Source organism: Providencia sp. Me31A, assembly GCF_050487165.1.
Taxonomy (GTDB): Bacteria; Pseudomonadota; Gammaproteobacteria; order Enterobacterales; family Enterobacteriaceae; genus Providencia.
On record NZ_JBKQGZ010000003.1, the window covers coordinates 235719 to 262536 of the forward strand.

The 26818-nt window shown below is 39.7% G+C and carries 26 protein-coding genes; 7 read left to right on the plus strand and 19 right to left on the minus strand.

The window, feature by feature from the left end; translation table 11 throughout:
- Positions 1–29: 29 nt before the first annotated feature.
- The 4 genes from ACLPIE_RS03830 to ACLPIE_RS03845 are packed head-to-tail and all read right to left on the minus strand — an operon-like array spanning position 30 to position 2574.
- Positions 30–470, minus strand: a complete 441-nt coding sequence (locus ACLPIE_RS03830) for a YcgN family cysteine cluster protein (RefSeq protein ID WP_430259815.1) — start codon at positions 468–470, stop codon at positions 30–32.
- A 20-nt stretch (positions 471–490) separates the two neighbouring features.
- Positions 491–1147, minus strand: a complete 657-nt coding sequence (locus ACLPIE_RS03835; RefSeq protein ID WP_430259817.1) for a fumarylacetoacetate hydrolase family protein — start codon at positions 1145–1147, stop codon at positions 491–493.
- Positions 1148–1167: 20 nt separating this feature from the next.
- Positions 1168–2256 carry a lytic murein transglycosylase gene (locus ACLPIE_RS03840; protein WP_430259819.1) on the minus strand — a complete coding sequence of 363 codons (1089 nt, stop codon included), beginning with the start codon at positions 2254–2256 and terminating at the stop codon, positions 1168–1170.
- Between the two features lie 48 nt (positions 2257–2304).
- Complete coding sequence (locus ACLPIE_RS03845) at positions 2305–2574, minus strand: YcgL domain-containing protein (protein WP_430259821.1); 270 nt, start codon at positions 2572–2574, stop codon at positions 2305–2307.
- A 129-nt stretch (positions 2575–2703) separates the two neighbouring features.
- On the opposite strand from ACLPIE_RS03845, the gene minC reads away from it, so the two are divergent.
- From minC to minE, 3 genes are read left to right on the plus strand one after another with little or no spacing between them, the layout of a single operon-like run.
- On the plus strand, positions 2704–3405 hold the full coding sequence (gene minC, locus ACLPIE_RS03850; RefSeq protein WP_430259823.1) for a septum site-determining protein MinC: 702 nt from the start codon (positions 2704–2706) through the stop codon (positions 3403–3405).
- A 23-nt stretch (positions 3406–3428) separates the two neighbouring features.
- Positions 3429–4244: a septum site-determining protein MinD gene (gene minD / locus ACLPIE_RS03855; protein WP_430259825.1), complete on the plus strand. Its 816-nt coding sequence runs from the start codon at positions 3429–3431 to the stop codon at positions 4242–4244.
- Positions 4245–4247: 3 nt separating this feature from the next.
- Positions 4248–4532 carry a cell division topological specificity factor MinE gene (minE, locus tag ACLPIE_RS03860; RefSeq protein WP_430259827.1) on the plus strand — a complete coding sequence of 95 codons (285 nt, stop codon included), beginning with the start codon at positions 4248–4250 and terminating at the stop codon, positions 4530–4532.
- A gap of 100 nt (positions 4533–4632) precedes the next feature.
- On the opposite strand, the gene ACLPIE_RS03865 is transcribed toward minE, so the two are convergent.
- The 9 genes from ACLPIE_RS03865 to ACLPIE_RS03905 form a co-directional block, all read right to left on the minus strand.
- Positions 4633–5409 carry an energy transducer TonB gene (locus ACLPIE_RS03865; protein ID WP_430259829.1) on the minus strand — a complete coding sequence of 259 codons (777 nt, stop codon included), beginning with the start codon at positions 5407–5409 and terminating at the stop codon, positions 4633–4635.
- A 108-nt stretch (positions 5410–5517) separates the two neighbouring features.
- On the minus strand, positions 5518–8508 hold the full coding sequence (locus tag ACLPIE_RS03870) for a TonB-dependent receptor domain-containing protein (protein WP_430259831.1): 2991 nt from the start codon (positions 8506–8508) through the stop codon (positions 5518–5520).
- An 18-nt stretch (positions 8509–8526) separates the two neighbouring features.
- Positions 8527–9933 carry a surface lipoprotein assembly modifier gene (locus ACLPIE_RS03875; RefSeq protein WP_430259833.1) on the minus strand — a complete coding sequence of 469 codons (1407 nt, stop codon included), beginning with the start codon at positions 9931–9933 and terminating at the stop codon, positions 8527–8529.
- Positions 9934–10019: 86 nt separating this feature from the next.
- Positions 10020–10763: a Slam-dependent surface lipoprotein gene (locus ACLPIE_RS03880; protein WP_430259835.1), complete on the minus strand. Its 744-nt coding sequence runs from the start codon at positions 10761–10763 to the stop codon at positions 10020–10022.
- 402 nt (positions 10764–11165) lie between these two features.
- Positions 11166–12287: a ribonuclease D gene (gene rnd, locus ACLPIE_RS03885; RefSeq protein WP_430259837.1), complete on the minus strand. Its 1122-nt coding sequence runs from the start codon at positions 12285–12287 to the stop codon at positions 11166–11168.
- A gap of 85 nt (positions 12288–12372) precedes the next feature.
- Positions 12373–14061, minus strand: coding sequence for a long-chain-fatty-acid--CoA ligase FadD (gene fadD / locus ACLPIE_RS03890; protein WP_430259839.1), 1689 nt, complete (start codon positions 14059–14061; stop codon positions 12373–12375).
- 565 nt (positions 14062–14626) lie between these two features.
- Positions 14627–15223: a Slp family lipoprotein gene (locus ACLPIE_RS03895; protein ID WP_430259841.1), complete on the minus strand. Its 597-nt coding sequence runs from the start codon at positions 15221–15223 to the stop codon at positions 14627–14629.
- A gap of 211 nt (positions 15224–15434) precedes the next feature.
- Positions 15435–16133, minus strand: a complete 699-nt coding sequence (gene tsaB, locus ACLPIE_RS03900) for a tRNA (adenosine(37)-N6)-threonylcarbamoyltransferase complex dimerization subunit type 1 TsaB (protein ID WP_430259843.1) — start codon at positions 16131–16133, stop codon at positions 15435–15437.
- Positions 16134–16226: 93 nt separating this feature from the next.
- Positions 16227–18152: an ATP-dependent DNA helicase gene (locus ACLPIE_RS03905; protein WP_430259845.1), complete on the minus strand. Its 1926-nt coding sequence runs from the start codon at positions 18150–18152 to the stop codon at positions 16227–16229.
- Between the two features lie 148 nt (positions 18153–18300).
- Here ACLPIE_RS03905 and ACLPIE_RS03910 point away from each other — a divergent pair, with 148 nt between their 5' ends.
- Entirely contained in the window at positions 18301–18648 is a 348-nt protein-coding gene (locus ACLPIE_RS03910) for a RidA family protein (protein WP_430259847.1), read from the plus strand.
- Between the two features lie 248 nt (positions 18649–18896).
- On the opposite strand, the gene mdtI is transcribed toward ACLPIE_RS03910, so the two are convergent.
- Both mdtI and mdtJ read right to left on the minus strand, forming a co-directional pair.
- Positions 18897–19229, minus strand: coding sequence for a multidrug/spermidine efflux SMR transporter subunit MdtI (mdtI, locus tag ACLPIE_RS03915; protein ID WP_430259849.1), 333 nt, complete (start codon positions 19227–19229; stop codon positions 18897–18899).
- Position 19230: 1 nt separating this feature from the next.
- A complete protein-coding gene (mdtJ, locus tag ACLPIE_RS03920; RefSeq protein ID WP_430259851.1) occupies positions 19231–19659 on the minus strand; it encodes a multidrug/spermidine efflux SMR transporter subunit MdtJ in 429 nt (142 codons plus the stop codon).
- A 641-nt stretch (positions 19660–20300) separates the two neighbouring features.
- Here mdtJ and pdxK point away from each other — a divergent pair.
- Entirely contained in the window at positions 20301–21149 is an 849-nt protein-coding gene (gene pdxK, locus ACLPIE_RS03925; RefSeq protein ID WP_430259853.1) for a pyridoxine/pyridoxal/pyridoxamine kinase, read from the plus strand.
- Positions 21150–21217: 68 nt separating this feature from the next.
- Here the strand turns inward: pdxK and ACLPIE_RS03930 are convergent, their stop codons facing one another.
- Together ACLPIE_RS03930 and zwf are read right to left on the minus strand one after the other, a co-directional pair.
- A complete protein-coding gene (locus ACLPIE_RS03930; protein ID WP_430259855.1) occupies positions 21218–21358 on the minus strand; it encodes a hypothetical protein in 141 nt (46 codons plus the stop codon).
- 187 nt (positions 21359–21545) lie between these two features.
- Positions 21546–23021, minus strand: a complete 1476-nt coding sequence (gene zwf / locus ACLPIE_RS03935; RefSeq protein ID WP_430259857.1) for a glucose-6-phosphate dehydrogenase — start codon at positions 23019–23021, stop codon at positions 21546–21548.
- A gap of 471 nt (positions 23022–23492) precedes the next feature.
- Between zwf and ACLPIE_RS03940 the strand changes: the two genes are divergently transcribed.
- Positions 23493–24338, plus strand: coding sequence for a MurR/RpiR family transcriptional regulator (locus ACLPIE_RS03940; protein WP_430259859.1), 846 nt, complete (start codon positions 23493–23495; stop codon positions 24336–24338).
- A gap of 200 nt (positions 24339–24538) precedes the next feature.
- Positions 24539–25981, plus strand: a complete 1443-nt coding sequence (pyk, locus tag ACLPIE_RS03945) for a pyruvate kinase (protein ID WP_430259861.1) — start codon at positions 24539–24541, stop codon at positions 25979–25981.
- A gap of 18 nt (positions 25982–25999) precedes the next feature.
- On the opposite strand, the gene ACLPIE_RS03950 is transcribed toward pyk, so the two are convergent.
- Complete coding sequence (locus ACLPIE_RS03950) at positions 26000–26179, minus strand: hypothetical protein (protein WP_430259863.1); 180 nt, start codon at positions 26177–26179, stop codon at positions 26000–26002.
- Positions 26180–26623: 444 nt separating this feature from the next.
- Positions 26624–26818 (minus strand): PAAR domain-containing protein (locus ACLPIE_RS03955; RefSeq protein WP_430259865.1); only part of this gene is annotated, 195 nt, incomplete at its 5' end.

Here is a 26818-nt window from a genome sequence, read left to right on the forward strand (position 1 = left end):
CATAAAGCTCACTTTTCCTTTAAATACTCTTAGCCTCTACCTTTCGGTCTGTTCATAATATGTTCTTCCCAATCCACTACGTCAATTTCCCTTACTGCAATATGGCGGACAGAAACTCCTTCATTATGCATTGCGGATTTAGACCCAGTTTTTAAAGGATGCCAAGCAGGAAGCGATTTTCCTTCAAGTAATAAACGATAGGCGCAGGTATTCGGCAGCCACTCAAATGTTTCTAAATTATAACGATTAAGCTTGATGCAATCCGCCTCATAACTGAAGCGGTCTTCATAGTGCTTGCACTGGCAGGTTTTTAGATTAAGTTGGTTGCAAGCCACATTAGTAAAATAGATTTCATCGGTATCTTCATCCATTAACTTGTGTAAACAACATTGCCCACATCCATCACAAAGTGACTCCCACTCTTCATCAGTCATTTCATCTAATGTTTTAACCTGCCAGAACTGCGACATAGTGTTAATTAATCCTATACTTAAATTACTCGGGTAGTCAGAGTATGCTCATTAATAGATAGCTTTAACATGTCGCCAGAGGCCAGTGGGCCAACACCTTCTGGTGTTCCTGTCAAAATGACATCCCCTGCTCGTAGCGTAAAAAAGCGTGACATGTAGCTAATCAGCGGTAAAATTGGCGTGATCATATCACGCGTCGAGCCCTCTTGGCGAACTTCACCATTAATTTCCAAAGAAAGCTGAGTATTTTGCAGGTCATTTGGGTTACTTATGGGAATAAAACCTGAAATAGGACATGAACCATCAAAGGCTTTGCTTTTTTCCCACGGTTGGCCTGCTTTTTTAAATTTGGCTTGTAAATCCCTAAGCGTTAAATCTAATGCGACAGCATAGCCAGCAATAGAACGAGACACACGGTCTTCATCCGCATTTTTTAATGGCATTCCAATTAAAATTGCCATTTCAATCTCATGATGAACTTCACCGAAATCTTTGGGGATAACAATCGATTGAGTTATATCACATAAAGCCGTTTCCGGTTTGATAAAAATGACAGGTTCCTCTGGTACGGCGGAACCCATTTCTTTGATATGCTTAGCATAATTACTACCAACACAAATAACCTTGTTAGCAGGGAAATCCAATAATGCGCCTTGCCAGTCACGATGTTGATACATAGAGGTACTCCTATTTATCGTTATTGTATTTTATTCGCGATGCCATCTGCCATCATGCATACACTCAAAGCAAAATAGTATGAACGATTCCAATGCATAATGGTGCGGAAATTTTCAGTCACTAAAAATGTTCGACCTTCAGGGTCATCAGGGATCACAACCCAGGTTTTCACTTCTGGAGATAATTGCGAAAATGAAGGTAACTTAACACCTAATTGCTGCCATTCACTCACTGTTTTCCCTTGTTCAGATTTCACGCCCTCAAGAGTTCGATCAAAATCTGCTGGTAAGTGAACTTGGTAACCCCAAGGTAACTGTGATTGCCAGCCTTCTGTTGATAAATAGTTAGCAATCGAAGCGAAAACATCCGCCTTATTATTCCATATATCCATTTTACCATCGCCATCGCCATCTGCAGCATATGATAAGTATGACGTTGGCATAAATTGGCTTTGCCCCATCGCTCCTGCCCATGACCCCTTCAATTGCTGGTCTTCAGGAATATAACCTTTATCCATTATCTCAAGTGCGGCTAATAATTGCTTACTAAAAAGCGCTTCCCTACGACCTTCAAATGAAAGTGTTGCGAGTGCAGAAATGACATCTTCCTTACCTTGAGAACGACCAAAACCACTTTCTAGTCCCCAAAGCGACACAATAAATTGAGGTGGAACACCGTATTTTTGGCTAATTGAGTCTAATAACGGTTTATTTTCTATATATTTATCATAACCTGCATTAATACGGGATTGAGGTAAAACATTTTTTAAATAGCTAGCAAGTGTGACCGTCGCTCTTTTTTCAGGTTGGCCTTTGTCAGCTTTCACCACACGTTCAATGAAATGGATATTCATGAATGCACGCTCAATTGTGGAAGGTTTTATCCCTTGAGCAACAGCATGTTCTTTCAATAATTCGACATAGGCAGGAAATTGAGAGGGTTCACGTTGGTCAATTGGAAATGCTTTATCTAATGCAGCAACTTCTTGAGCTATGGCTATATTTTGTTCTGGTGTAATAGGTTGAGTTGCCACTGATTGATGCTGTTTCGCAGAACAACTTGCTAAAAGCAAACCAGCGACTAATGTATATAATAACGTTGGTTTCATTCGTGTCCTCCAGACAGTGATTGCTTTTCAGGTTTTTCTTAATTTGCTCTAGTTATTCAGCTCTTTATGCTCTGAAAGCAAGTTTTCTACCGGAGGTGGGAATTGTAGGTAATAACCGACTTCGAGTAGATCGGCCTTAACTCGCGTTAAGTCAGCATTCGCCAGCTTTTCACGTTTGTCTAAGGAAATCGACATCGCAAATTGTGGTGTTCCAAATTGAGCTAATAACTCTTCAGGAACACGTGAAAAGTCATCTTTCTTTTCAATATAAAGATAAGTTTGATCACGCTTAGGGCTTCTATAAATTGCACAAATCATTATATTTAACTCTTTTTCTTAGTTCATTAGCTTGCTTGAAGAATGCAGTAACTATAACATGCTATTGTTTTATAGAATATCTTCACCCGAGGATTGTTTCGGAATTTTTAATTTGCTGAGTCTAGATAGATGCCACAATCGCCAATAGAACTTAAAGGCAGCAGTTTTACTCTTTCAGTTATTCACTTATACAGTGAAGAGCCTAAACTCATCAAAAAAGCGCTGCAAGAAAAAGTAAGTCAGGCTCCTGATTTCTTTAAAAATGCCCCTGTTGTTATCAACATTAGTGAGTTAACGCCCAATGCTGATTTACACAGCATTCATAAATCAGTTATTTCAGCGAATTTACGAATTGTCGGGGTAAGTGGGTGTACCGACCCTATATTACGACAAAAAGCAAATGACGCGGGTTTACCGGTATTAAATGAGGGAAAAAGTCAGAAACCTGTTGAAATTCAACCTGAACCTCAGGTTACGACAGTTCAAACTGAGCCCTTACATCGTAAGACCCGAATCATTAATACTCCTGTTCGTTCTGGGCAACGTATTTATGCACCAAATAGTGATCTGATCGTCACAAGTAATGTCAGTGCAGGTGCAGAACTGTTAGCAGATGGTAATATTCATATATATGGCGTGATGAGAGGCCGTGCATTAGCAGGCGCTTCTGGTGATATTGAAAGTCAGATTTTTTGTACACATTTGCAAGCTGAGTTGGTCTCAATTGCGGGTGAATATTGGCTGAGCGATCAAATCCCTGCTGATTTTCTCGCCAAAGCAGCTAAACTGCGTTTAGTTGATAACAAACTTAACATCGAATATTTAAATTAGACCTTATTTACAAGGAATTATTCATGGCACGCATAATTGTAGTAACTTCAGGTAAAGGTGGCGTAGGTAAAACCACTTCAAGCGCGGCCATAGCTACTGGGCTGGCACAAAAAGGGAATAAAACCGTAGTTATCGACTTTGACATCGGACTGCGTAACCTTGACCTTATTATGGGATGTGAGCGTCGAGTAGTTTATGACTTTGTCAATGTCATCCAAGGTGATGCAAGCCTTAATCAGGCATTGATTAAAGATAAGCGCACTGAAAATCTGTTTATCTTACCTGCATCACAAACTCGTGACAAAGACGCTTTAACACGTGAGGGTGTGGGTAAAATTCTTGATGAGTTGAGCGATGATCTTGGTTTTGATTTTATCGTTTGTGACTCACCAGCAGGTATTGAGAGTGGTGCGTTAATGGCACTTTATTTTGCAGATGAAGCCATTATCACCACAAACCCAGAAGTTTCTTCAGTCCGTGACTCTGACCGTATTTTAGGTATTTTAGCCTCTAAATCACGCCGTGCTGAAAAAGGTGAAGAACCAATTAAAGAACACTTACTACTAACACGTTATAATCCAGGCCGTGTTACTCGCGGCGACATGTTAAGTATGGAAGATGTACTTGAAATTCTCTGCATTCCGTTAATCGGTGTTATCCCTGAAGACCAATCTGTACTCCGTTCATCTAACCAAGGTGAGCCGGTTATTTTAGATACAGAGTCTGAAGCAGGCCAAGCTTACGATGACTGTGTTGCACGTATTTTAGGTGAAGATCGCCCTATCCGTTTCATTGAAGAAGAGAAAAAAGGTTTCTTAAAACGCCTATTTGGGGGATAAATAATGGCTTTATTGGATTTCTTTCTGTCGAGAAAAAAGACGACAGCGAATATCGCAAAAGAGCGATTGCAAATCATCGTTGCAGAACGTCGCCGTGGTGATAGCGAACCCCCATATCTTGCTGATATGAAACGCGATATTTTGCAGGTTATTTGTAAATATGTGCAAGTTGACCCTGAGATGCTGTCAGTGCAATTTGAACAAAAAGATGATGATATTTCTGTTCTGGAATTAAACGTCACTCTACCAGAAGGTGATGAAATAAAAACCACAACTACAGAAAAATAATTTGCAAAGAAGCCGCTATACGCTATGGCGGCTTGCTTTGGTTCTATTTAATTAGCCATTATGGCTAATGTCTGGTTATTGTCTTTTCGTGTTTCCTTTTTTATTTTTCCAATGAAAAATGAATTTTTATCTGGTTTAACGCCTTAACACTTTCAGGCTTCGGGCCTACCGACCGGTAGCGTTTAACCGAATTAAGCACTGCTTTGCCAAATATTTCACTGTACTCTGAGTCAATAATGGAAACATTAATTAATTCACCTTGAGGTGTTATTTGGAAATTTACGACTACAAAACCTTCGATTCCCATCGCTCTAGCTCGCCTTGGGTATCTTTTATGGCGCTCAAGCTCATTTCGCACTTTCGCCAAGTAATTTAACCGGAGATTATTGCTTTCATCCCCCATTGCTGATGTGCGTTGTTCTCCTTGCAACCCTCTTTCTTGCGAGCTTACAAGCGCATCTCCTGCTTTAAACTGCTGCTCAACTTCATCGTTACGTTTCTTCTCTTCCTGTTTATTAAGACGATTTTTTTTCTTCAAGGTGACTTCGGCTAATTCCTTTGGCTTACTCACCTCAAGCTGTGTTTTACCTAAATGATTTTGATCATGACTATCACTTGGCTCCCTCGCCACTTTAATCGCTGCATATTCCAATTCTACCGGTGAGTTAATGACTCCTCCGGAGTCGGTAATGGTTTCATTTATTCTGGCTACCTGTTGTTCTAATTGAAATTGAGTCATTGTAATTGTCATCACCGTAGCGTAAATAGGCGCGGCTTTAATCGCTGAAGCAGAACTTATCAGCAAACTGTAATAAGCTAATCCACCATGTAGCAAAAGAGAAACAACCATCGCATATAAAAAACGAAGATAAGTCATAATATGGCACCAATAAAAAACCGACTGCTAATAAAACTATTTTCATAGCAGTACTCATAGATTTAAAATTAGAGGCTCCCCCTTATAAATAATATAAGGGGGATATGGTTAGAATTTCCCTGTTACACTAAAACGTAATGTTCGACCAGGTGCTGGCATCATGCTCCGTGTTAATGGATCAATATAATATTCATTTAATAAATTTGTCGCTAACAGCTCTAGCGAGATATTTTTATTAACCTGATAATTGACATAAGCATCCGTGGTAAATACTGCATTCCAACGCATCGGGCTATTATTTAATGGCGCATAAAGATGAGGATATGTTTCTATCATTTCTGCTTCATCTTCATTTTTAGCCGTACTGTGGTAGCGCATACGGCTACCAATTTCTAAACTTTCATCGAAGAAACGCAGTCCCAAATTGGCATGAACACTGTATTTAGGTTGCAATTGTGTACGTAAATAGCCCCCAGGAAACCCTGCCGTCGTACACTCTGAACCACCAAACTTGTTATATGGGTCCATTTCCATCAATGTTGCTACATCACACACTACATTTTTTAAACGGTAATCTACCCCTACATCACCAAACAGCCTGCCATCATCATAACGAGCTAACAGTTCCACCCCAGCAGTTTTATGTTTATCCACCTGCGTGAAAATTAAGTCCAAGTTTCTTTCAAAAGCATTGGTAACAACCGTGTAATAATAATTGATACGTAAATCCGCGTGGTTTTCTGCATTCAATCGTTCTTGGAAATTACCAACATAACCGAGTTCTACCGTATGGCTACGCTCAGGTAAAAAAGTGGGTGGCACATAGTTAATGCCCCTACTACTGGAAAAACCAACAGTATCTTCAAAAATACTGGGCATTCTAACCGTTTCTAAATAGCGTGCAAATATACGGTTATTGTCCGTTAAATAAACAGTAGCCCCTACAGAAGGGGCCCAAGCGGAATCTTCATTTCTTTTCGATGGCAAGAACCTCTCATTCCCCGTAAACTTAACTTCATCTTTACCTAACTTTGCAGCTCTCAGTTTTTTTACTGTTATGCCTGTAACAGGGTCAACTGCCTCTTCATTTAAATCTACCTCACCATTATAGAAAGGGTTATATGCGCGCATGAAACGATGGTTTTCATCAGCTGACCACTTTACCGTATGATTTTTTTCGGTGATCCTAAACTCTCCGCTTGTCTGGCGATATCCCGCCTCGTTTAAAGCTCCCTTGGATAATCCTAGAGCCTCCTCAATAAAGAGTTTTACAACATATGGATTTTTTATATCTCCATATGTTTGCCCCTTCCTATCTTCATAACGCTGAATTTTGTTAAATTCTTCAGCAGTTAATAAACGAGATAATCGATAGTTTTTCGCTGTTATGCGGCTATGCCGAGCAAATATTTCATCTTTTGCCGCTACACGTCTTTCTTTAAGTACATCCCTCGACCAATAGTTAATATATTGGGCGCTAGCGTTCAGGCTTAACCAATCCGAAGGCTGCCAATCCAACCTTATTCCGCCATTATATTCCCTACGTTTACCCTCACGTGGAATGGCCCTGAACAGTCCTGACTTCGGGGTTGAATTAGAACCATAAATATCGCCTCGACTACCTATGTTTTCATCAGTTAAATTCCCCATCAACGTAATTTTAAATTCAGGGGTTAATTGAAATTTATTCGATATGGAAATGCCATAGCGGTCATTCAGTTGGTTTAATTTAATACCATTAACTAATGAGCCATCAATCGTCAGATTTCTTGACTTACCCGAGCTTTCAATTTCATAATTCCAATCTCTTTGAATTGGCTCTCTCGGTTGTCCTCCTGCTGTATTAGAATTTAAATCAGTCTTCGTCATCCAAGCCCCTAAACGAAAATCAATCCAGTTGAGCGATTCAGGTTTAAATGAGTAATTGGCATAGAGAGTGTTTAAGGTTAGCTTTGCGAGTTCCCACTGAGGGATTTGTCCTGCTAAATCATAGTAGCGAATTTGTGAGGGCATAATTTCACCATAATGGCTTAGCATTTGCATATAGCCGAAGGAGATACCTTGATCATTAGGCAACATAACATTCAATTTAGCTAACCAAGTGGACATTTCATTGGAGGTATTCCCCACCTCTTTATTTGGGCCATAAATTTTCGCGACAAATGGCATATAAGGGTCAACAGCCTTTTGAGGTGCTTGAGGGTCATAAGTTAGCATTTCCCCATAATACTGCTCCGCACCACGACTACCCGCAAAATAATTGCCTTGGTTGCGGTAACTATAGGCTAATATCAGGTCAAATTTATCCTGCCGTGTTCCTACGGCCAGCCTTGCCGCATTGCTTTGCAAATTAAAAAAATTGGCGTTTCCCTTTGAGCGAGGAGTGACTAACACATCTTTATCTTGAAAATAAATCCCGCTACGCAATGACCGCGTCGAACTTAGATATTCAAATAGATTTTTCTCATCCCGATAATCCCCCCCATAGCTAAGACGACTAATTCTTGGTTTGGTCGCATTACTACTGGTTTCTAATTTGATGTCAAAACCAAATTTTTCGTTATGAGCTACCACCTCATCAATACCAATCGTGGTTAATGCAATGCCTCCCCCCGTTGATGTCCGTACATCACGATCCAATGTGCCACTTTTCATGACTAAGATACTGCTAATCATATTTGGGTCGATATAATTACGGTTATTCGCACCATTATAACCCCGCCAGACAGTGATAGCCTGTTCAGTTCCATCGACAGTAACAGGAACCCGCCCTTGGCCTTGTATACCCCGTACATTTGGGTCTAATGCACCACTATTACGTGCATCCCCACTATACACGCCAACTGCATGGTTAATCGTATCCGCAGGGTTAGTTCCCTTATAACGTTCAATTTCTTCTTTGCTAATATAAATATTCGATTCGTCTTTATCATATTGGTTATCTGCACCTTTTCTATCACGCTCTTTGATAGTTATGGCTTTATCATTAACCAAAATAGAGCCTATATTTTCCCGTTCCTGTGCATTAAGTAAACTTGGAGCACACAGCATGGACAACCCTGTCGCGATATTAATTGCTATCACTGTTTTTACTTTCATTATTCCTTCCGGTGAAAATTAAAATGCTTTGGTAAAATTGACACCGAACTCACTTTGCTTATAAGAATAAATAACATCTGCACTACTACTATTGATTTGATAATTAAAATAAATGGATGGTGAAAATTGTAATATCTTAAAATTAGTTTTATTAATCTGCGTTTTAAAATACCAACAATAGTCTACTCGCTGAGTATCTAATGACCAATCATAGCTATTAAATTTTGATTTTCGGTAACCAATGGTATTAGAAATTTCAGTTGTATGAATATAATCAGATAAATTAAAAGATAATTCATATTGATTATAACTATCACTTTTCAACGGTTTATTATAACTTACATTTCCACCTCTAATAGTTAGCTTACGGTTTTCGTTAACGATATAAACCACCCCATATGAATATACTATTTCATTACCATCATGTGCTGTATATGCTTTATTATAATGATATTTATTGACATCAATAAAGGCGAACATAGAAAAAAATGGTGATGGATAAACCTCAATCCCTCCTTTCACGCCTATTCTATAGTAATGAAATTGGTTATTTTGCCATGTTACTAAACCAGTTGGTGTTAAGATTAATTTTTTATTATTATCTGCATACTGGTAACCGCCATTAGCGTATATAGTTACCTTTCTTTTACTGTCATCCCGCAGATAGTCAACCCCTGAAAAATTGAGTCCTTGTATCCAACTATGCTGTCCATATAGTGGTGCTATCCTTGTGCTACTTAAATAGAAATTATTTACCATACTAGCCCGCATTGGCTGCCCTGTTATACAGGTACCCTTGGTGCAATATTGTTTATCACCACCTTGTGATTGGTCAATATTCGAATTATAACCCATACCAAAAGTAATATTTCCATGCCTGTTATAATGAGCATTTATATTTTTAATATTATTATCGATTATACTACTCTGTTTTTTTGTTAACTTATCACGAAATTTTATGTTTATTTTTTCATACTGCCTTAATGCGTCAGTATAATTTTTAACCGCCACATACGCTTTAGCTAATTTAAAATGGGTTGAGATAACATTAGGCTCATCATTTAAAACCTTCTGGTAGTTTTTTATCGCTTTATTATAATTACCTTTATAGAAAAACTGCTCAGCATGAATGTAACTAACCAACGTTTGATCGTGCTTGGGATCGTTTAAATAACCTGTCAATAATTCATCAACTTGTTCGAACGCTTTTCTTTGTGTTAAATCATAAAGAACAAAACTTATTTCGTCGACATTTTTATTTGTTTTTTTTGACGAGTGAATTTTTTTATTACTTTCCTTTTTAGTTATTAAATTTAAAATAGTACTCCTGTTTCCATAATCTTCTTTATTATTAGATAAGCAACAAAAACTAAATAATAACAAAAAGATTAAAAAACTCATTCTTACAAAAATTTCTAGTTTCATATAATCTCAATTTTTGTGCACAAATAAAAAATAGGCGAAGAAAATTCACCTATTTTTACGAGGGATGATTTATCAGTGAGAACTAATTAGTCTTTTTTACCCGCAAATGCAATATCTAATTCTTCATTGCCTGCAAATGAAGTCACCCCTGCCATACTGTCTGCATTATCACCAAAGAACTGCCCCTTACTTGTCCCATCAATAGAATCATTGGCAACCGCTGTACCACTGAATTTTCCTTGCTCTTCAAGTTCACCTGCCATAGTGTAGTTATTGCTTGCCCCTTGCAATGAGCCGATGTAAGTTTTTTCACCAAAATCAGCCTCAAATGACCCTGCTAATTTAGCTTCGCCATCATACTGATTAACCCCTTCGAGGGTATACGTGGCTTTACCCTCAACTGGTACTTCTGTGCTGGCATTTTCCCCTGAGAAATATGCCGTGTGCGTTTTATCTCCCTCAAGTCCTGTTTGTGACCAGTCACCATAATAAATTTCTGCATCAGCTACCTGACTAAATTGAAATTTACCCATATTACCATGTGGACTTCCACTACTTTCTAATACATAAACATTATCCGGTTTCTGTGTTACCAAGTTTTTTAAACCAGAAAATGATATTCTCATCCCATCTCTCATATTTCGGTAACCAATACCAGGAGCACCTAATGCTCCACCATGTGGTCCCCTTGTGGACTGTGTTTCACCAACGATGATATCTGTTTTTTCCTCATCATAACTTTGGCTTTGGCCGGAAACCGTTTCAGCCATTACACCAGTGGAAAATAGAGAGAAGGAAACCGCTAAGGTAATTAAAGAAAGTTTTTTCATTTGTAAGCTCCTATTCGAACAGTAGTTAACTTATATTGATAAGTTAGGTCACACATTAAAAAAAGGTATTAACTATTCCTTTAATGTTCGAAAGTCAGTATATGAAAATGATTTTCATTTACAAATGCGAGAAGTATAATTCAATCTGTAATTATTAATTCCGCAACGTTAAATAATTATTTATTTTCAATGCGTTATTAAATAATAATACATTACTGAATTATATTTACTCCATTTTTAGGGATTAATCTAATTATTTTTAAGAGTAATTACAAAAATTGATTTTAATATTCACTTAGTGAATATTAAACTAATAATTAATTAGAACTTCACCATTTGATAATAAATAAATTAATATTCGATGTGTATTTAGGCACATGATTATTCATGCGCCTAAATAGCTTATGCGTTGGCTAATAACTTAGAAAGTGGCTCTGCGAGTAATTTACCCCGCCAGCCAGCAAGGAGTTCAGGTGGGGTTGTGGATGATTTTAGCCCCCAGTGAATAGAAAGCAGTTGATTTATTTGCCGCCTAGAGGCTAACAACTCGGCATTAAACTTTTCGTTTTCGGCAATATCTTTCACTATTGATTTGATTTCTTTAAACAAGCTTTTATATTGGTTTTGCTCAGTAATATTCGATACCGGCGCTGGATATTGGCTTGCATCCAAATTTTTGGCTTGATCTACAAGCGCCAACAGACGCTTACCGTGGCAGCGAATTTCTTGCCCCGTTAACCCTAATGCATCAAGTTCACCTAGAGAACTGGGCAAGTAACGGGCTACTTTCCACAAATGTTCTTCTTTCACCACAAAATTAATGGCCATATTACGAGCCTTAGCTTGATTTAAACGCCACTGCGCCAATAATTGCAAGCAGGCTAATTGTTCATCACGTAATTGCCATGCGTTGTGAATATTCAAATAAGCTTTTTCAGGTTTTATCGCCTTTTGACGACGAGCAACCACACGTTTACACTCATCTTTGACATCCTCTAGATAGCCTGCCTCTGCTACTTTCTCCATCAAAATTTTAGCTAATGGCAGCAAATACAACACGTCTGCGGTGGCATAGTCACATTGCTTTTCACTTAAAGGACGAGCTAACCAATCTGTTCGTGATTCACTCTTGTCTAATTCAATACCAAGATGTTCAGAAACCAGTGATGCAAAACCACAAGAAATAGGATAGCCTAAAAAAGCAGCAACCACTTGGGTGTCAATCATGGGCTCAGGTACACAATCAAAATCATGAATAAAGACCTCAAGGTCTTCACTACCTGCATGAAGGAACTTAAGTTGTTCAGGGTTAGTTAACAGTGCCTTAAATGGGCTAAAATCCGTTATTTGTAGTGGGTCAATTAGTGAAACTTGCTTCCCATCATACAGCTGTAGCAAACCTAATTGCGGATAATACGTTCGGGTTCGAATAAACTCGGTGTCCAACGCTAACCACGGTGCGCGGCTGGCTTCTTGGCATATTTGGGCTAATTCACTATCTGTGGTCACTAAACGATAATTCAAAACAAGTTTCTCTTTTTATATTTTCATCACAATGACGCCGGTAAAAACCGGCGCCATGTATTTACTGTATAAGATTAAACCACGATCATACTGGTGATTTTGCACTTTGCAATTTTTCTTCATCGCGCAAGTCTTTACGTAGAATTTTACCGACATTCGATTTCGGTAGTTCATTTCTAAATTCAAATAACTTAGGTACTTTATACGCCGTTAGCGAACGCCGGCAAAAGGTTTTAAGTTCATCTGCGGTTAAATTCGCATTTTTCGTCACGATAAACACTTTAACCGCTTCTCCCGTACTTTCACTAGAAACACCAATCGCAGCACATTCAATAACATCAGGGTGAGTTGAAACAACATCTTCAATTTCATTGGGATAAACGTTGAAACCTGAAACGATAATCATATCTTTTTTACGATCGACAATGCGGATATACCCTTCATTGTCTATTTCAGCAATATCCCCTGTCGCTAGCCAGCCATCAACGATAGTTTCTGCGGTAGAGTCAGGCCGGTTCCAATACCCTTTCATTACCTGCGGGCCTTTTACCCACATTTCCCCTGGCTGACCTTGTTCAACTTCATGTCCATCATCATCAAGGAATTTAACCTCAGTTGAAGGAACAGGTAAACCAATACTTCCACTATAAGTGTCTAAATTATGTGGATTCCCTGTCACCAATGGTGAACACTCGGTTAATCCATACCCTTCCAGTAGGTGTTTGCCGGTAAGTTGCTGCCACTTTTCAGCAACGGCTTTTTGTACTGGCATGCCCCCACCAACAGAAAGACGTAAGCGTGAAAAATCCATTTTTTTAAATTCATCATTGTGCAACCATGCATTAAATAACGTATTCACACCAGTAATGGATGTGACAGGGTAACGCGCTAGCTGTTTCACAGTATCCGGTACATCTCGCGGGTTAGTAATAAGCAAGTTGACACCACCCACCGTGATGAATAATAAACAATTTACGGTTAAAGCAAATACATGATATAGCGGGAGTGCTGTTACCACAAACTCAGCACCAAACTTCAAGGCTGGGCCATAAGCCGCTCTCGCTTGCTCTACGTTAGCTAACATATTGCGATGAGTTAGCATGGCACCTTTTGCAACCCCAGTCGTTCCCCCTGTATATTGCAAAAAGGCTAAATCACTACCTGAGATACTCGGTTTAATATACTGCATGCGATAGCCATAATGCATTGCACGACGGAATGAAATAGCATCAGGCAAGTTATATTTGGGAACCAAGCGCTTCACATATTTGACCACAAAATCGACAATTGTCGCTTTAGGTCTTGAGAGTTGATCCCCCATGCGCGTTAAAATAACGTGTTTGACTTTGGTGTTATAAACTATTTTTTCCAACGTATGAGCAAAGTTAGACACTATGACAATCGCTGTTGCACCGCTGTCATTTAACTGATGTTCTAACTCCCTCGGTGTGTATAGTGGGTTAACATTTACTACAACCATTCCTGCACGTAATATTCCAAATAAAGCGATAGGATACTGTAATAGGTTTGGCATCATTAATGCAACGCGATCCCCTTTTTTTAAACCAAGTCCATTTTGTAAGTAAGCGGCAAAAGCACGGCTTCTTTCTTCAAGCTTCCGATATGTCATTACTGCACCCATGTTAATAAATGCAGGTTGATCGGCATATTGAGAGACCGCATTTTCAAGTAACTCTGCTAAAGAGGCGAAGCGATCAGGATCGATTTCTTCCGGCACATCCGCAGGGTAATTTTTTAGCCAGATTTTTTCCAAAATGTTACTCCTGAATTTAGTGAAGTTATTATACTCAACATACCTTTTAACAAATTATTAACTCAGCGTACCAGTTTATAAAACAGACAATGTCAAGGTTGAGAGGTCTATCACTAAATAAGTTTTGTTCCTTCACGAAAAAACAAGGCGGACTAAGCCGCCTTATTTATCTTAAGTTATGTTAAACAGATTTAATTCTGTACAAGATAGTCTAATTATACACTGTTATAGGTCAATTTTGGAGATGCCATCTATAAATTAATGTTCTAATTCAATCTATAATATCTTATCGCGATGGCTTTAATGATATTAAATGCTATTGAAAACACCAGTGGAGAGGATTCATCTAAGCTACAAAAGGCCCTAACTAATTAGAGCCTGAGGTTGTTGACTAAGCGGGACAAAAGCGTGATTTTTCCCGCTTAGTGTTATCAGCCGAAAGTCAAAGAACTGATTTTTCTTGTTTATTTTCAATGATCTATACGAATTACGGCCAAGCATAACATGCCTGGCCGCAGTCTGAGGCCCTAAATAATTAGGGCCTTTTTTAGCAGTGATAAATGAATTATTCAGTTAAATAAGTGTGCACTTGAGCAGGCCCACCTGGGTAGCCATATCCCCAACCCCACGGGTGATTATAATAGTATGGTGAATCGTAATATCCATATCCCCACGGGCCTGATGGTGGAATCATTACACTTTGAGCTACATTCCAGCGTTGGAAGCCTGTAACATTTAAGGTTACGTACTTATATGGAACTTGACCTATTTTACCCTGTTGTTCCCCTGTGATTTTACCAACAACAGTAACATAATGATTAGTGAAATCGCTAGGTTCGCGAAAACCATTCAGATAAGCATAGACACGCCCAATAGATGGCGCATTAAGTTCAGGCGCAGCATCGTATTTATTTAATGCCATCACCGCAATTTCTAAACGAGTTCTTGTTGGTTCATTGGTAACCGCAAGAACTTTCCCACCAAAGCGAGCCTCTTGACCAATATACATCTCTGGTGCATTTTGCACGGAGGTTAAGTTCTCCGCTGGGTTTTGTACCGACCCTTGAATGGATGAAGGTATTGATACACATCCTGTTAGTGCTAATACGCTTGCAACAAAAATACCTTTAAGTGCAGTGTGGCAGTTTAATTCAATGTTCATAGACTACCTCCGATTAGCAATAGTATAAATTCAGAAAAGCGTATTTAAAATAGCCTTGAACGAACAAAACACGATATGTTAAAAATAATAAATTACCTGTTAATAATAACCTATATTTTGATAAAATTCGATTTGTATTTTAATTAATCAAAAATTGGCTATACGTTTAAACGTCTTATAGCCAATTAACATTAACTTTGTCTAATTAGCTTTATTCCCTACCGGGTAATTTTTTCCATGTCACTTCATTGCGCAAATAGGTTGGTTCTACATCCTCAACGGCAACTATTTTGCCTTGTTGCCAAAACTGAGCCGCAATTGGCAACATGTCTTGTGCGTCAGGTAATGTCACTTGGCTATCGATAAACAAATGGTTGCCCGCTAACAGTGTCGGGTAAGCCGCCCAGCCTGTACCTGCATGGCACCACTGGCCAGTCAGACCGGAAAGTTTAGCTTTAAAATCATCGGGTAATAATACCGCTTCTGTCTTTTCACCCAGCCATAAACCATGCGTTTCTCTTTGATATTGTGCACAATAAATTTCTGACATACGCGCATCTATTGCCACTAACACCTGCGTATTACCCGTTATACGAAACGCACCTTGTGCTAGTGCCATCAAGGAAGAAATACCTATCATTGGCAAATCTGCTCCCAACGCCAGTCCTTGTGCTATTCCAACACCAATTCTAACCCCCGTAAAACTTCCCGGACCACGACCAAATGCTAAGGCATCTAATTGGCTTAATGTCATTTCTGCTTCGGCTAAGACATCCTCAACCATGGGTAAAACTTTTTGTGTATGTTCACGAGGGGAAACAGCAAAGCGTGAGATGATTTCACCATCACACCAAAGTGCTACTGAACATGCTTCTGTTGCTGTATCAACAGCAAGAATACGACTCGACATGCCTAAACTCCGGCAAATAAATAGGTTTTGATTAAAAGATGCCGTTTATATTAGCACAAACGGCCTGAGTAATAGCAGCAAAACACAGCGTAATCACTCTTTTTGATTAGATTGATTTCGTTTATTTTCTAAAAATGCAATGGCTTTTTTAATACTTCGTGTACGTGGTGACGGAGGAAGACTGCGTAAAAACACCTCACCATAAGGTCGAGTGACTAAGCGGTTATCACAAATAACTATTACACCGTAGTCGCTGGTATCTCGAATTAATCGGCCAACCCCCTGCTTTAATGTAATAACCGCGTCAGGTAGTTGTACATCTGTAAATGGGTCACCACCTCGCAGTTCACAATCCTCAATGCGAGCCCTTAACAAGGGGTCATCGGGAGCGGTAAAAGGCAGTTTATCAATAATCACACACGTTAATTCGTCACCACGCACATCAACCCCTTCCCAGAAACTACTCGTTGCCACTAAGACGGCATTCCCCGCGGCAATAAATTGAGATAATAGTTTGTTTTTACTGCTTTCACCTTGCATTAGCACCGGAAGCGTTAATGAGGCTTTAAACTCCTGTGCTAATTCACGCATCATCAGGTGTGACGTACATAAAAAGAAGCAGCGCCCTTGATTTTTTTCGATTAATGGCCGCAACATGGTCGCTAATTTTCGTGCAATTCCCCGTTGGTTTGTTTCAGGCAAAAAACGTGGAACACATAATAAAGTTTGACTTTGGTAGTCAAACGGGCTCGCTAATAACAATGTTTTTGCACCCACTACCCCTAAGCGATCGGTAAAATGGCTCAGTTTTTCATTTACGGATAAGGTTGCTGATGTGAAAACCCAGCTTGCAGGTGTATTACTAATCATTTCGCTGAATTTATCAGCAACAGTTAATGGCGTGAGCGCCAATAAAAAATGTCGTCCATAGCTTTCAAACCAATAACTATAGCCCGCAATAGTCACATCTTTTAGTCGATTCAAACGGTTACGGTAAATGGTCACACGTTCAAAAATAGAATCTAGGCTTTGTGAGCGCCCTAAAGCCGTTTTAATCACTTCGTAGCATAATTCCAGTGAATCATCGAGTAACGTCAACGCTCTTTGTACTTCTGAAAGCTTCAATAAGTCACGCAAATTGCCGCGAAAACTGTTCTCGCCTAAATTCAATCTAAAATCTAATGTACTCTGTGTAAGCCTATCGGCGCTTTTTTGTAGTTGTATTTGGTCTTTTAATTCTGTCCGGTAGACCATAATTATGTCACGCGCAAGATCCAGCAATTGGCGACTGCTGAGCTGCTGGCCGAAATACTGACTTGCAATATCGGGTATTTGATGTGCTTCATCGAAAATCATCACTTCGGCTTGAGGGATCAGCTCACCAAAACCGGTATCCTTGACAACTCTATCCGCCATAAATAAATGGTGATTAACGACAACAATGTCAGCCTCAAGGGCTTTGCGGCGAGCCTTTAAGACAAAACATTCTTGATATCGAGGGCAATCGCTTCCTAAACAATTATCATTGGTGCTAGTGACTAACGGCCAAACAGGGCTATCTTCTGCAATATCATGACAAGTGCTGGTATCACCTAATTCAGACTCCACAGACCAACTGCGTAGCCGGACAACTGCTGATAATATTTCAGGTTCAAGACTCCCTCCACCCAATGCTTGCTGGTCTAGTCGTTCTAAACACAAATAATTTGAGCGCCCTTTCAATAAAGCGGTGCGCCCAGTGAAATTCATAGCATTAATAATGGTCGGTAAATCCCTATGATACAACTGGTCTTGTAACGCTTTTGACCCTGTTGAAACTATAACTTTTTTCCCGCTACGCAATGCGGGTACTAAATAGGCGTAGGTTTTTCCTGTTCCTGTTCCAGCTTCAGCCACCAGCACCTGTTGCTGCTCAATCGACTCTGCCACCGCTTTAGACATAGTGACTTGAGCTTCTCGAGGTTGAAAGCCGGGAATTGTTCTAGCTAAAAAGCCGTCCGCAGAAAAATCGTCGTGCACTACTAAACCTATTCATTAAAAAGTGAGTGGCACACTTTACCATGAGTTCATTAACCCTGCTGAGCTAATTATTATTTCGTTGATCAACTGATTTTCATCCTGCCGTCAAACTGCTATTCTTACCTTACATATATAATAGGAAATAATTATGACTATTAAACGTATTGACCCAGATAATCGTTGGTCTGAAGCTGTTATTCACAATAACGTTGTCTACTACACCAGTGTTCCTGAAAATCTTGATGCCGATATCACGGCTCAAACCACAAATGCGCTCGCTGCAATTGATATCATGCTAGAACGTGTTGGTTCGGATAAAAGTAAAATCCTTGATGCCACTATTTTTCTAGCAGATAAAGCAGATTTCGCAGGAATGAACCAAGCGTGGGATGCATGGGTTGTTGCAGGTAGCGCACCTGTACGTTGTACAGTGCAAGCCTTATTGATGAAACCGGAATATAAAGTTGAAATTAAAATTGTCGCGGCAATTGATTAATTAGACAGGTTTTTATTTACATAAAAATGGGCACTAATAATTAGCGCCCATTTTATTTTGAATAATTAGACCTTGATTCTACAGCCAACAACGTAACAGCACTATATCAATATGCAACCTATTCATGCTCTAAATAGTTTGTGGCGTCGCTAGGCGGCAAATGAGTTAATCCCGAGGAGCATACAAAAGTATGTGACTCGGGTTAACGAATGTAGCCAACAACGCGACAACACAAAATATGACGAGCATTAGGACATTTTGATCAGAACCATCCCCAGCAGCAATAACACAATTCCCCCCCAACCTTTATAATTTAGACGTTGGTTGAAAAGTATCCAGCCTGCGGCTACTGTGGCGATAAGTCCAAATGCACCCCACAATGCATATGCAATTGATAATTCAATACCTTTTACAGCTTGCGCTAGAGAACTAAATGCACCTAACACTGCCACTAAAGATAAAATACCTAACCAATACCGCTTAAAACCATTCGACATTTTTAATAAAATATTGGCGATAATTTCTAACACAACTGCTAAAATCAAAAACGCAGCATGCCACCATTCAAAATGACTGGCCATATTACGCCTCCGACTTAGCTTCGCGCCCAACTAATGCACTCGTTTTGGCTACGTTGACCGCATTTTGAGTGACTTGTTTAACTTTTTGTGCAGATTGGCGAACTGTGGCTTTCTTAGTACCTGATTTAATCAGTCCTATACCGGTGATCAAGAGCACTAACCCACCGATTTTCATTGGGGATAACGTCTCGTCAAACCACATCACACTAAATGTGGTAATAAACAAGATACCGATACCTTCCCACAGTGCATACGCCACACCTAAAGCGACTTTTTTTACTGCAATAGCTAATAAAATATAAGATGTCGCTATCATGACATACATCACCACCATACCGGTAAAATCACCACTTACACTTGCATGTTTCATTGATAAGGTACCGATAACTTCGGTTATGATAGCTAACACTAAAAATATCCAATAAATCATTATAATATCTCTCTATATACAACCACGCATTAGCCTATTTTTCGTACAGACCAAAAATACAGATTACTATTGCGCAATTGTTGAAAATTCAAACAAATAACAACGCGTTGCTGAGTTTATTCAGCAGAATGAATAGTCGAGAGAGACGCTATAATGCACCACACCAGTAGTGTTCACTGGAAAGAATAGCTGAAAGGAAAAGCCTGTGTGTCGTTCTTTTTTGGGACTTACTGATCTTGCCGCTAGTTGAGCTAAGCATGATATCTCATTCATTTCATCAGGTAGACATCCACCCAATTTACTCCGAACCCTCATGTTGATAATTGATTACCGCATATTTTTATCACGCTATTTTTATTAAGTCAATGAATATAAACATCTTTTGCATTGAATAAAAATATGCATAATTATTCATTAATATACTAATTAACCCCTGTAGTTACATCCATAGAGCGAATAACCAATCGCCAGCACCTCATTTTTTACGCCATATTTTTTATAAAATATGTTTATTTTGATCACTATTCCTACTTTGTCAGTGTTAGCCATAGCTTTGCGTTATTTTATTTTTAGCATTGACAAGCTAGCTGAACAAGCTTCTTATAGGGGCTATATGATTGAATTACGCCTAAGAGAGAGTCATGAACACCTTCAGTCTTACCTCCAATAGTTTTCAAAATTCTGTCGATGCCACTCCACTGCCTTACGATGTCATATCGATACAATCTCAAGTTATTTATGGCAGCGTTGGTAATAGTATTGCGGTTCCTGCACTGACTAAACAAGGCCTGCGAGTGGCAGCAGTGCCTACTGTTGTACTCAGTAATACCCCACATTATTCTACCTGTTATGGCGGGGAGTTACCCGGTGAATGGTTCCGTGGTTATTTAAAAGGTTTTGTAGAAAGGGGCAGTCTAGATTCCGTAAAAGCTATTCTAACAGGGTACTTAGGCTCTCCTGAGAAAGCGCAAGATTTAGCTGATTGGCTGGCTTCCGTGCGTAAACAATTTCCTGCACTTCCGGTTATTGTCGACCCTGTCATGGGAGATGAAGATAGCGGTTTTTATATTCCACCTGAAATTGCGGCTGTTTACCGTGACAAGGTCATTCCGTTAGCAACCGGTATTATCCCTAACAAGTTTGAGCTAATGACGTTAAGCGGAATGCAAGTTAATAACTTAGCTGATGCAACTATAGCAGCACGTAGTTTATTAAAAGGTCATACCCAATGGGTGATTATTACCAGTGCATTTCAACCGGATGAAAATAATATTGAAGTCGTTTGTGTCACAAAAGACAATGTGGCTGTCATTCGCCACAAACGTTACCCTGTCACACCAAAAGGTACTGGTGATTTGTTTGGTGCTGAACTTACCGCACAGCTCCTTGCAGGACTTTCCGTCCCTGACGCAGCTAAAATGGCCTGTTTACGGATAGAGCAAGGGATTATCCATATGGCAGCAACGGGCCGCAGTGAGTTAGTTTTGTAGTTATTCGCCTAGGCCCCATTCCATGGGGTCTGCTGATCTCCCTTTTCTGTATTTTCTAAGCGCTCCTATCACGTTCCTTCTAGGTAATTCTCTCTATATAAGCCTTTATCAACCCATTTAGGGAGCATTAGTTCCAAAAAGATATCTGAAGATTGCACAAAATCACATGACAACGCGATAGCCCCATCACAATCTTGTTTTTTACTCACAACTCAATCTCATCAACTAAATCATATGCGGCTCCAATTGCTCACCATTCTGATGAAGCATTAACTTCAGGTGAAAGCAAAAGCATCTTGATAGAAGGACAGTTCTTGACGCTCGATAAAAAGCCCCACCTAAAATCATCAGGTGAGGCTTATATTCGAATATTTACACAAATAATTTATGTTTTAATTATTCAAACTCATTCCAAGAGCGCCCATCTCGTGCAATCATGGCGACAGAAGCAATCGGTCCCCATGTACCGGCTTGGTATGGTTTTGGTGCTTCATTGTCCATAGCCCATGCATCAATGATAGAATCCACAAACTTCCACGCTTCTTCCACTTCATCACGACGAACGAACAGTGCTTGAATGCCTCTCATCGCTTCAAGTAATAAGCGCTCATAAGCGTCTGCCAAATGAGTCTGGTTAAAGGTTTCTGAGAAACTTAAATCCAACTTAGTGGTTTGTAAACGGTGTTTATGATCAAGACCTGGTGCCTTATTCATAATTTCGATATCAATACCTTCATCGGGTTGTAAGCGGATGGTCAATTTGTTTTGCGGCAGTTCTTGATAGCTTTCTGAGAAAATATTCAGGGCTGGCTTTTTAAAGTACACCACCACTTCTGAACATTTCGCAGGTAGGCGCTTACCCGTACGTAAATAGAAAGGCACTCCAGCCCAACGCCAGTCATCGATATCCACACGCAGTGCCACAAATGACTCTGTCATGCTTTGTTTATTCGCACCCTCTTCTTCTAAATAACCTGGCACTTTTTTACCTTGGACAAAACCAGAAGTATATTGTCCACGCACAGCTTTTTCTCGCACATTGGTATGGTCAATACGGCGTAGGGAACGTAGCACTTTCACTTTTTCATCACGAATACGGTCAGTCGTTAAGTCTGCAGGTGGTGACATCGCTATCATGGTGAGAATTTGCAATAAGTGGTTCTGCACCATATCTCGCATTTGACCTGCTTGGTCGAAATACCCCCAGCGCCCTTCAATACCGACTTCTTCTGCAACGGTAATTTGGACATGATCAATGGTACGGTTGTCCCAGTTATTAATAAATAACGAGTTAGCAAAACGCAGCGCTAATAGATTTAAAACGGTTTCTTTACCGAGATAGTGGTCAATACGATAAACTTGACTTTCATCGAAATATTTCGCCACTTCATTATTAATTTCTTGTGAAGACGCTAAATCTGTTCCTAATGGTTTTTCCATTACCACACGATTTGGCTTTTTATTTAATTTCGCATGGCCTAAACCTTGGCACATCGCCCCGAATGTACTTGGTGGCATGGCAAAATAGTGGATAGCCGGTTGAGCATCTTGTTTCAATATATCAGCAAGACGAACAAAACTGTCTGTTTCGTTGACATCTAAATTACAAAAATCCAAGCGGGCACTGAGTTTTTCCCACAATGCTGAATCGAGTTCTTCTTTTAAGAACTTATTTAACGCTTCTTTTACGAAGTTAACATAATCGCTTTGGTTCCACTCCGCACGTCCGACCCCAATAATACGGGTATCTGGGTGAATATATCCTGCTTTTTCTAACTGATATAATGATGGAAGTAGCTTACGACGCGCTAGATCTCCCTTGGTGCCAAAGATAATTAAGTCACAAGCTTGAGCAGCATTATGTACCGCCATATTGGTTCTCCTCAATTTGCGGAATTTAAGACCTAACTAGGATAGGCCTTATTGTAATTTTGTTAAAAAATTAGCCCTAATCCGCTAATGTACCCTGTTGCCAGTGTCCAGTAAATGTCCATGACACCGATCACAGTTTTTATGCTGAAAAAAACAACACATCTTGGTGTTATTAAACGTTATACATTGAATGCACTGAGTTGTACAAAAAATATGCATCAAAACTGAATGGAGACAGCTTTTGTAATAAAATAACAAAATAAGTCATCAGATTACGCTTCTGAAAATTAGATACGGGTCAAAGTTTGACAAAAAAGCCACCATCTATCGTCTGCATTCAGATAGCTTACATATTATAGATAGTATATTTTCACTTTCAGTAACTGCCTCACGACAAATAGGAAAATCAACAACAGGATAACGTGATGGCTCAAAAATTTCTCCTTTCGATGAAATAGGCGCTTTTGCTATATGAATATTTTAGAACAAATGAAAACCAGCCTTGATTTTTTAAGTAAATCAGAAAAAAAAGTGGCCGAAGTCATTCTAGGTATGCCGCAAAGAGCAATCCATCTGAATATTGCCTCATTAGCTCAACTAGCTGATGTAAGCGAACCGACTGTCAATCGCTTTTGCCGCAAAATGGATACAAAGGGATTTCCTGATTTCAAATTAAGGCTAGCTCAAAATTTAGCCAATGGCACCCCCTATGTTAACCGCCATATTGAAGCATCTGATACCGTAAATACTTATACCCATAAAATTTTCGAATCTGCGATGGCAGGTCTCGACAATGTTAAGCACACTTTAGATATTAGCATCATCAACCGAGCAGTTGACTTATTAACGCAGGCGCGAAAAATCAGCTTTTTTGGTTTCGGTGCCTCTGCCGCAGTAGCCCATGATGCAATGAATAAGTTCTTCCGTTTTAACATCCCTGTCATGTACTTTGATGATATTGTCATGCAGCGCATGAGTTGCATTAATAGTAGCGAAGGAGATGTCATTGTACTGATATCCCACACAGGTAGAACGAAAGCCTTGGTTGATATGGCGCGTTTAGCCCGTGAAAATGATGCAACCGTGATTGCAATTACCTCAGAAAGCTCCCCTCTCGCACAATCTGCCACGCTATCCATCATCATTGATGTCCCTGAAGATACGGACATCTATATGCCAATGGTGTCAAGAATGGCGCAATTGGCTGTTATCGATGTATTAACAACTGGGTTTACATTAAGAAGAGGTGAAAAATTTAGAGATAACTTGAAGCGCGTCAAAGAAGCATTACGTGATTCGCGGTTTGATAACGTCTGAAGACTATAAATTGACAGTAAAAATGATTTTCTATGCTTATTGGGCTTTAATAGTTTCACAGACCTGATAGCATTAAAAAATTGGCAGTATATAATAGCTGTGCTCGTGTCAGCACCCCTATTTGCAGTAAACAGGTTTCGAAATGGAGTGAAATGGTTTCACTCTTTTATCAACACCATTACAGGTCAACGGAGTAATACATGTCTAGACGGCTTAGAAGAACTAAAATTGTTACAACTCTTGGTCCAGCAACTGATCGTGATAATAATCTTGAAAAAATAATCAACGCTGGTGCTAACGTTGTTCGCCTTAACTTCTCCCACGGAACTCCAGAAGACCATCAATTACGTGCTAATAAGGTACGTGAAATCGCCGCTCGCTTAGGACGCCATGTTGCGATCCTCGGTGATTTACAAGGTCCAAAAATTCGCGTCTCGACGTTTAAAGACGGAAAAGTTTTCTTAAATATTGGTGACAAATTCATACTTGATGCCAACCTTGGCAAAGGTGAAGGTGACCAACAAAAAGTCGGTATCGACTACAAAGGCTTACCTGCTGACGTCGTTCCTGGCGATATTTTATTGCTTGATGATGGACGTGTGCAATTAAAAGTCCGCGAAGTCCAAGGCCTACAAGTATTTACCGAAGTAACAGTTGGCGGCCAACTTTCTAACAACAAAGGTATCAATAAACTTGGCGGTGGCCTTTCTGCTGAAGCATTAACAGATAAAGACAAAGAAGATATTAAAACCGCAGCTAAAATTAACGTCGACTATTTAGCGGTTTCCTTCCCTCGTTCAGGTGAAGATTTAGATTACGCACGCCGTTTAGCACGCGATGCTGGCTGTGAATGCCAAATTGTCGCAAAAGTTGAACGCGCAGAAGCGGTTGCTAATGACCAAGTTATGGATGAAGTGATCCTTGCTTCTGATGTCGTCATGGTTGCCCGTGGTGACCTTGGGGTTGAAATCGGTGATCCTGAGCTGGTCGCAGTGCAAAAGAAACTTATTCGTCGCTCTCGTCAGTTAAACCGTGTAGTAATCACAGCGACACAAATGATGGAATCGATGATCACGAATCCGATGCCAACCCGCGCCGAAGTTATGGACGTGGCCAATGCGGTACTTGATGGCACCGATGCCGTTATGCTTTCTGCTGAAACTGCTGCGGGTCAATACCCTGCGGAAACCGTTGCTGCAATGGCTCAAGTTTGTTTTGGCGCAGAAAAAATGCCTGGTTTGAACGTATCTAAACACCGCTTAGATGCTGAGTTTAGCAGCCCAGAAGAAGCGATCGCCATGTCTACCATGTACGCCGCTAACCACCTTAAAGGAGTTAAAGCCATTATAGCGATGACTGAATCTGGCCGTACTGCTCGCATGATGTCACGCATTAGCTCTGGCTTACCAATTTTTGCTATGTCACGCCATGAAAAAACTTTGAACCAATGTTCACTATACCGTGGTGTGACACCTGTTTACTGTAGCACACATACTGATGGCATTGCTGCTGCAAACGAAGCCGTTACACGCTTACGTGACAACGGTTACTTAATGAGTGGGGATGTAGTCCTTGTAACCCAAGGAGACTTGATGGGCACTGTTGGTAGCACGAATACCTGCCGTATTTTAGAAGTCGAATAACAACGTATAAGCCCTTGCCTATAACCCTCGTCTATACCGGCGAGGGCTTATTTCTAGCAAAAGTATTGTAATACTTTTTGCTTCATTAAAATCATTTTTGAAATCATCAAAAATGTCTTGATCAAGCTCAATAAGATCAAAATTTTTCATCGCGAAGTTATTTATAATATATTTTTCTATGGAATTTACCGTTTTCATTTTGTTATCTTTTCGAAAATATAAAGTTTTTCATGTTTCAAATTACTTGAAACATGAACATTAGCTATCTATTCCAATAGTTAATTTATAGCCTTTAATTATTGGCTCCTCATCTTTCTTCTGCTATTTCGTTTAACATCCTAAATAAGTTCAGTCATTTTACTCCTAATATTCTGATTTATAGAATATCCATTAACCTTAGATCTTAAACAACGCTCTGCTAACTCAAGCTGTTTACTCAAATTCCCCACAGGATCTTTCTGGTAATCGCTGGCATTTCCCACTCTTGGTGTTGCATAGTGATCAAAACTTTCTTTCATTACTGTTTTCGATTCTATGGTGATCCACTTTGACAAACTTCTGCTGAGATAAAAACCTTAAAAATATTGGTAACTATGTCAGATAAAAAATTAAATATCTGAAGGTTATATTCGTTTCTATTAATTAACCAATCGTTACCGACGAATTACCAATTAATACACCACCGCAACTGACAGCATCACCCGTTCGCACCGCTGGCTTGCCATCAATAAACACACAACTTGAGCCACCAACGATGGTTCTTGAATGTCCACCGTGAGGCGCTAAAATATCCCCTTGCCGAGCAACTGCCTTACCATCGACTTTTACCGTTGGTGA

Excerpts from the sequence above, each read along its gene's own strand:
- ACLPIE_RS03830 (WP_430259815.1), bottom strand. The coding sequence starts at position 470 with ATGTCGCAGTTCTGGCAGGTTAAAACATTAGATGAAATGACTGATGAA.
- pdxK (WP_430259853.1), top strand. The coding sequence starts at position 20,301 with ATGAACACCTTCAGTCTTACCTCCAATAGTTTTCAAAATTCTGTCGAT.
- ACLPIE_RS03840 (WP_430259819.1), bottom strand. The coding sequence starts at position 2,256 with ATGAAACCAACGTTATTATATACATTAGTCGCTGGTTTGCTTTTAGCA.
- minE (WP_430259827.1), top strand. The coding sequence starts at position 4,248 with ATGGCTTTATTGGATTTCTTTCTGTCGAGAAAAAAGACGACAGCGAAT.
- ACLPIE_RS03865 (WP_430259829.1), bottom strand. The coding sequence starts at position 5,409 with ATGACTTATCTTCGTTTTTTATATGCGATGGTTGTTTCTCTTTTGCTA.
- ACLPIE_RS03870 (WP_430259831.1), bottom strand. The coding sequence starts at position 8,508 with ATGAAAGTAAAAACAGTGATAGCAATTAATATCGCGACAGGGTTGTCC.
- ACLPIE_RS03910 (WP_430259847.1), top strand. The coding sequence starts at position 18,301 with ATGACTATTAAACGTATTGACCCAGATAATCGTTGGTCTGAAGCTGTT.
- mdtI (WP_430259849.1), bottom strand. The coding sequence starts at position 19,229 with ATGGCCAGTCATTTTGAATGGTGGCATGCTGCGTTTTTGATTTTAGCA.
- ACLPIE_RS03895 (WP_430259841.1), bottom strand. The coding sequence starts at position 15,223 with ATGAACATTGAATTAAACTGCCACACTGCACTTAAAGGTATTTTTGTT.
- pyk (WP_430259861.1), top strand. The coding sequence starts at position 24,539 with ATGTCTAGACGGCTTAGAAGAACTAAAATTGTTACAACTCTTGGTCCA.
- ACLPIE_RS03835 (WP_430259817.1), bottom strand. The coding sequence starts at position 1,147 with ATGTATCAACATCGTGACTGGCAAGGCGCATTATTGGATTTCCCTGCT.
- ACLPIE_RS03940 (WP_430259859.1), top strand. The coding sequence starts at position 23,493 with ATGAATATTTTAGAACAAATGAAAACCAGCCTTGATTTTTTAAGTAAA.
- ACLPIE_RS03950 (WP_430259863.1), bottom strand. The coding sequence starts at position 26,179 with ATGAAAACGGTAAATTCCATAGAAAAATATATTATAAATAACTTCGCG.
- minD (WP_430259825.1), top strand. The coding sequence starts at position 3,429 with ATGGCACGCATAATTGTAGTAACTTCAGGTAAAGGTGGCGTAGGTAAA.
- minC (WP_430259823.1), top strand. The coding sequence starts at position 2,704 with ATGCCACAATCGCCAATAGAACTTAAAGGCAGCAGTTTTACTCTTTCA.
- ACLPIE_RS03845 (WP_430259821.1), bottom strand. The coding sequence starts at position 2,574 with ATGATTTGTGCAATTTATAGAAGCCCTAAGCGTGATCAAACTTATCTT.
- tsaB (WP_430259843.1), bottom strand. The coding sequence starts at position 16,133 with ATGTCGAGTCGTATTCTTGCTGTTGATACAGCAACAGAAGCATGTTCA.
- ACLPIE_RS03875 (WP_430259833.1), bottom strand. The coding sequence starts at position 9,933 with ATGAAACTAGAAATTTTTGTAAGAATGAGTTTTTTAATCTTTTTGTTA.
- ACLPIE_RS03880 (WP_430259835.1), bottom strand. The coding sequence starts at position 10,763 with ATGAAAAAACTTTCTTTAATTACCTTAGCGGTTTCCTTCTCTCTATTT.
- mdtJ (WP_430259851.1), bottom strand. The coding sequence starts at position 19,659 with ATGATTTATTGGATATTTTTAGTGTTAGCTATCATAACCGAAGTTATC.
- zwf (WP_430259857.1), bottom strand. The coding sequence starts at position 23,021 with ATGGCGGTACATAATGCTGCTCAAGCTTGTGACTTAATTATCTTTGGC.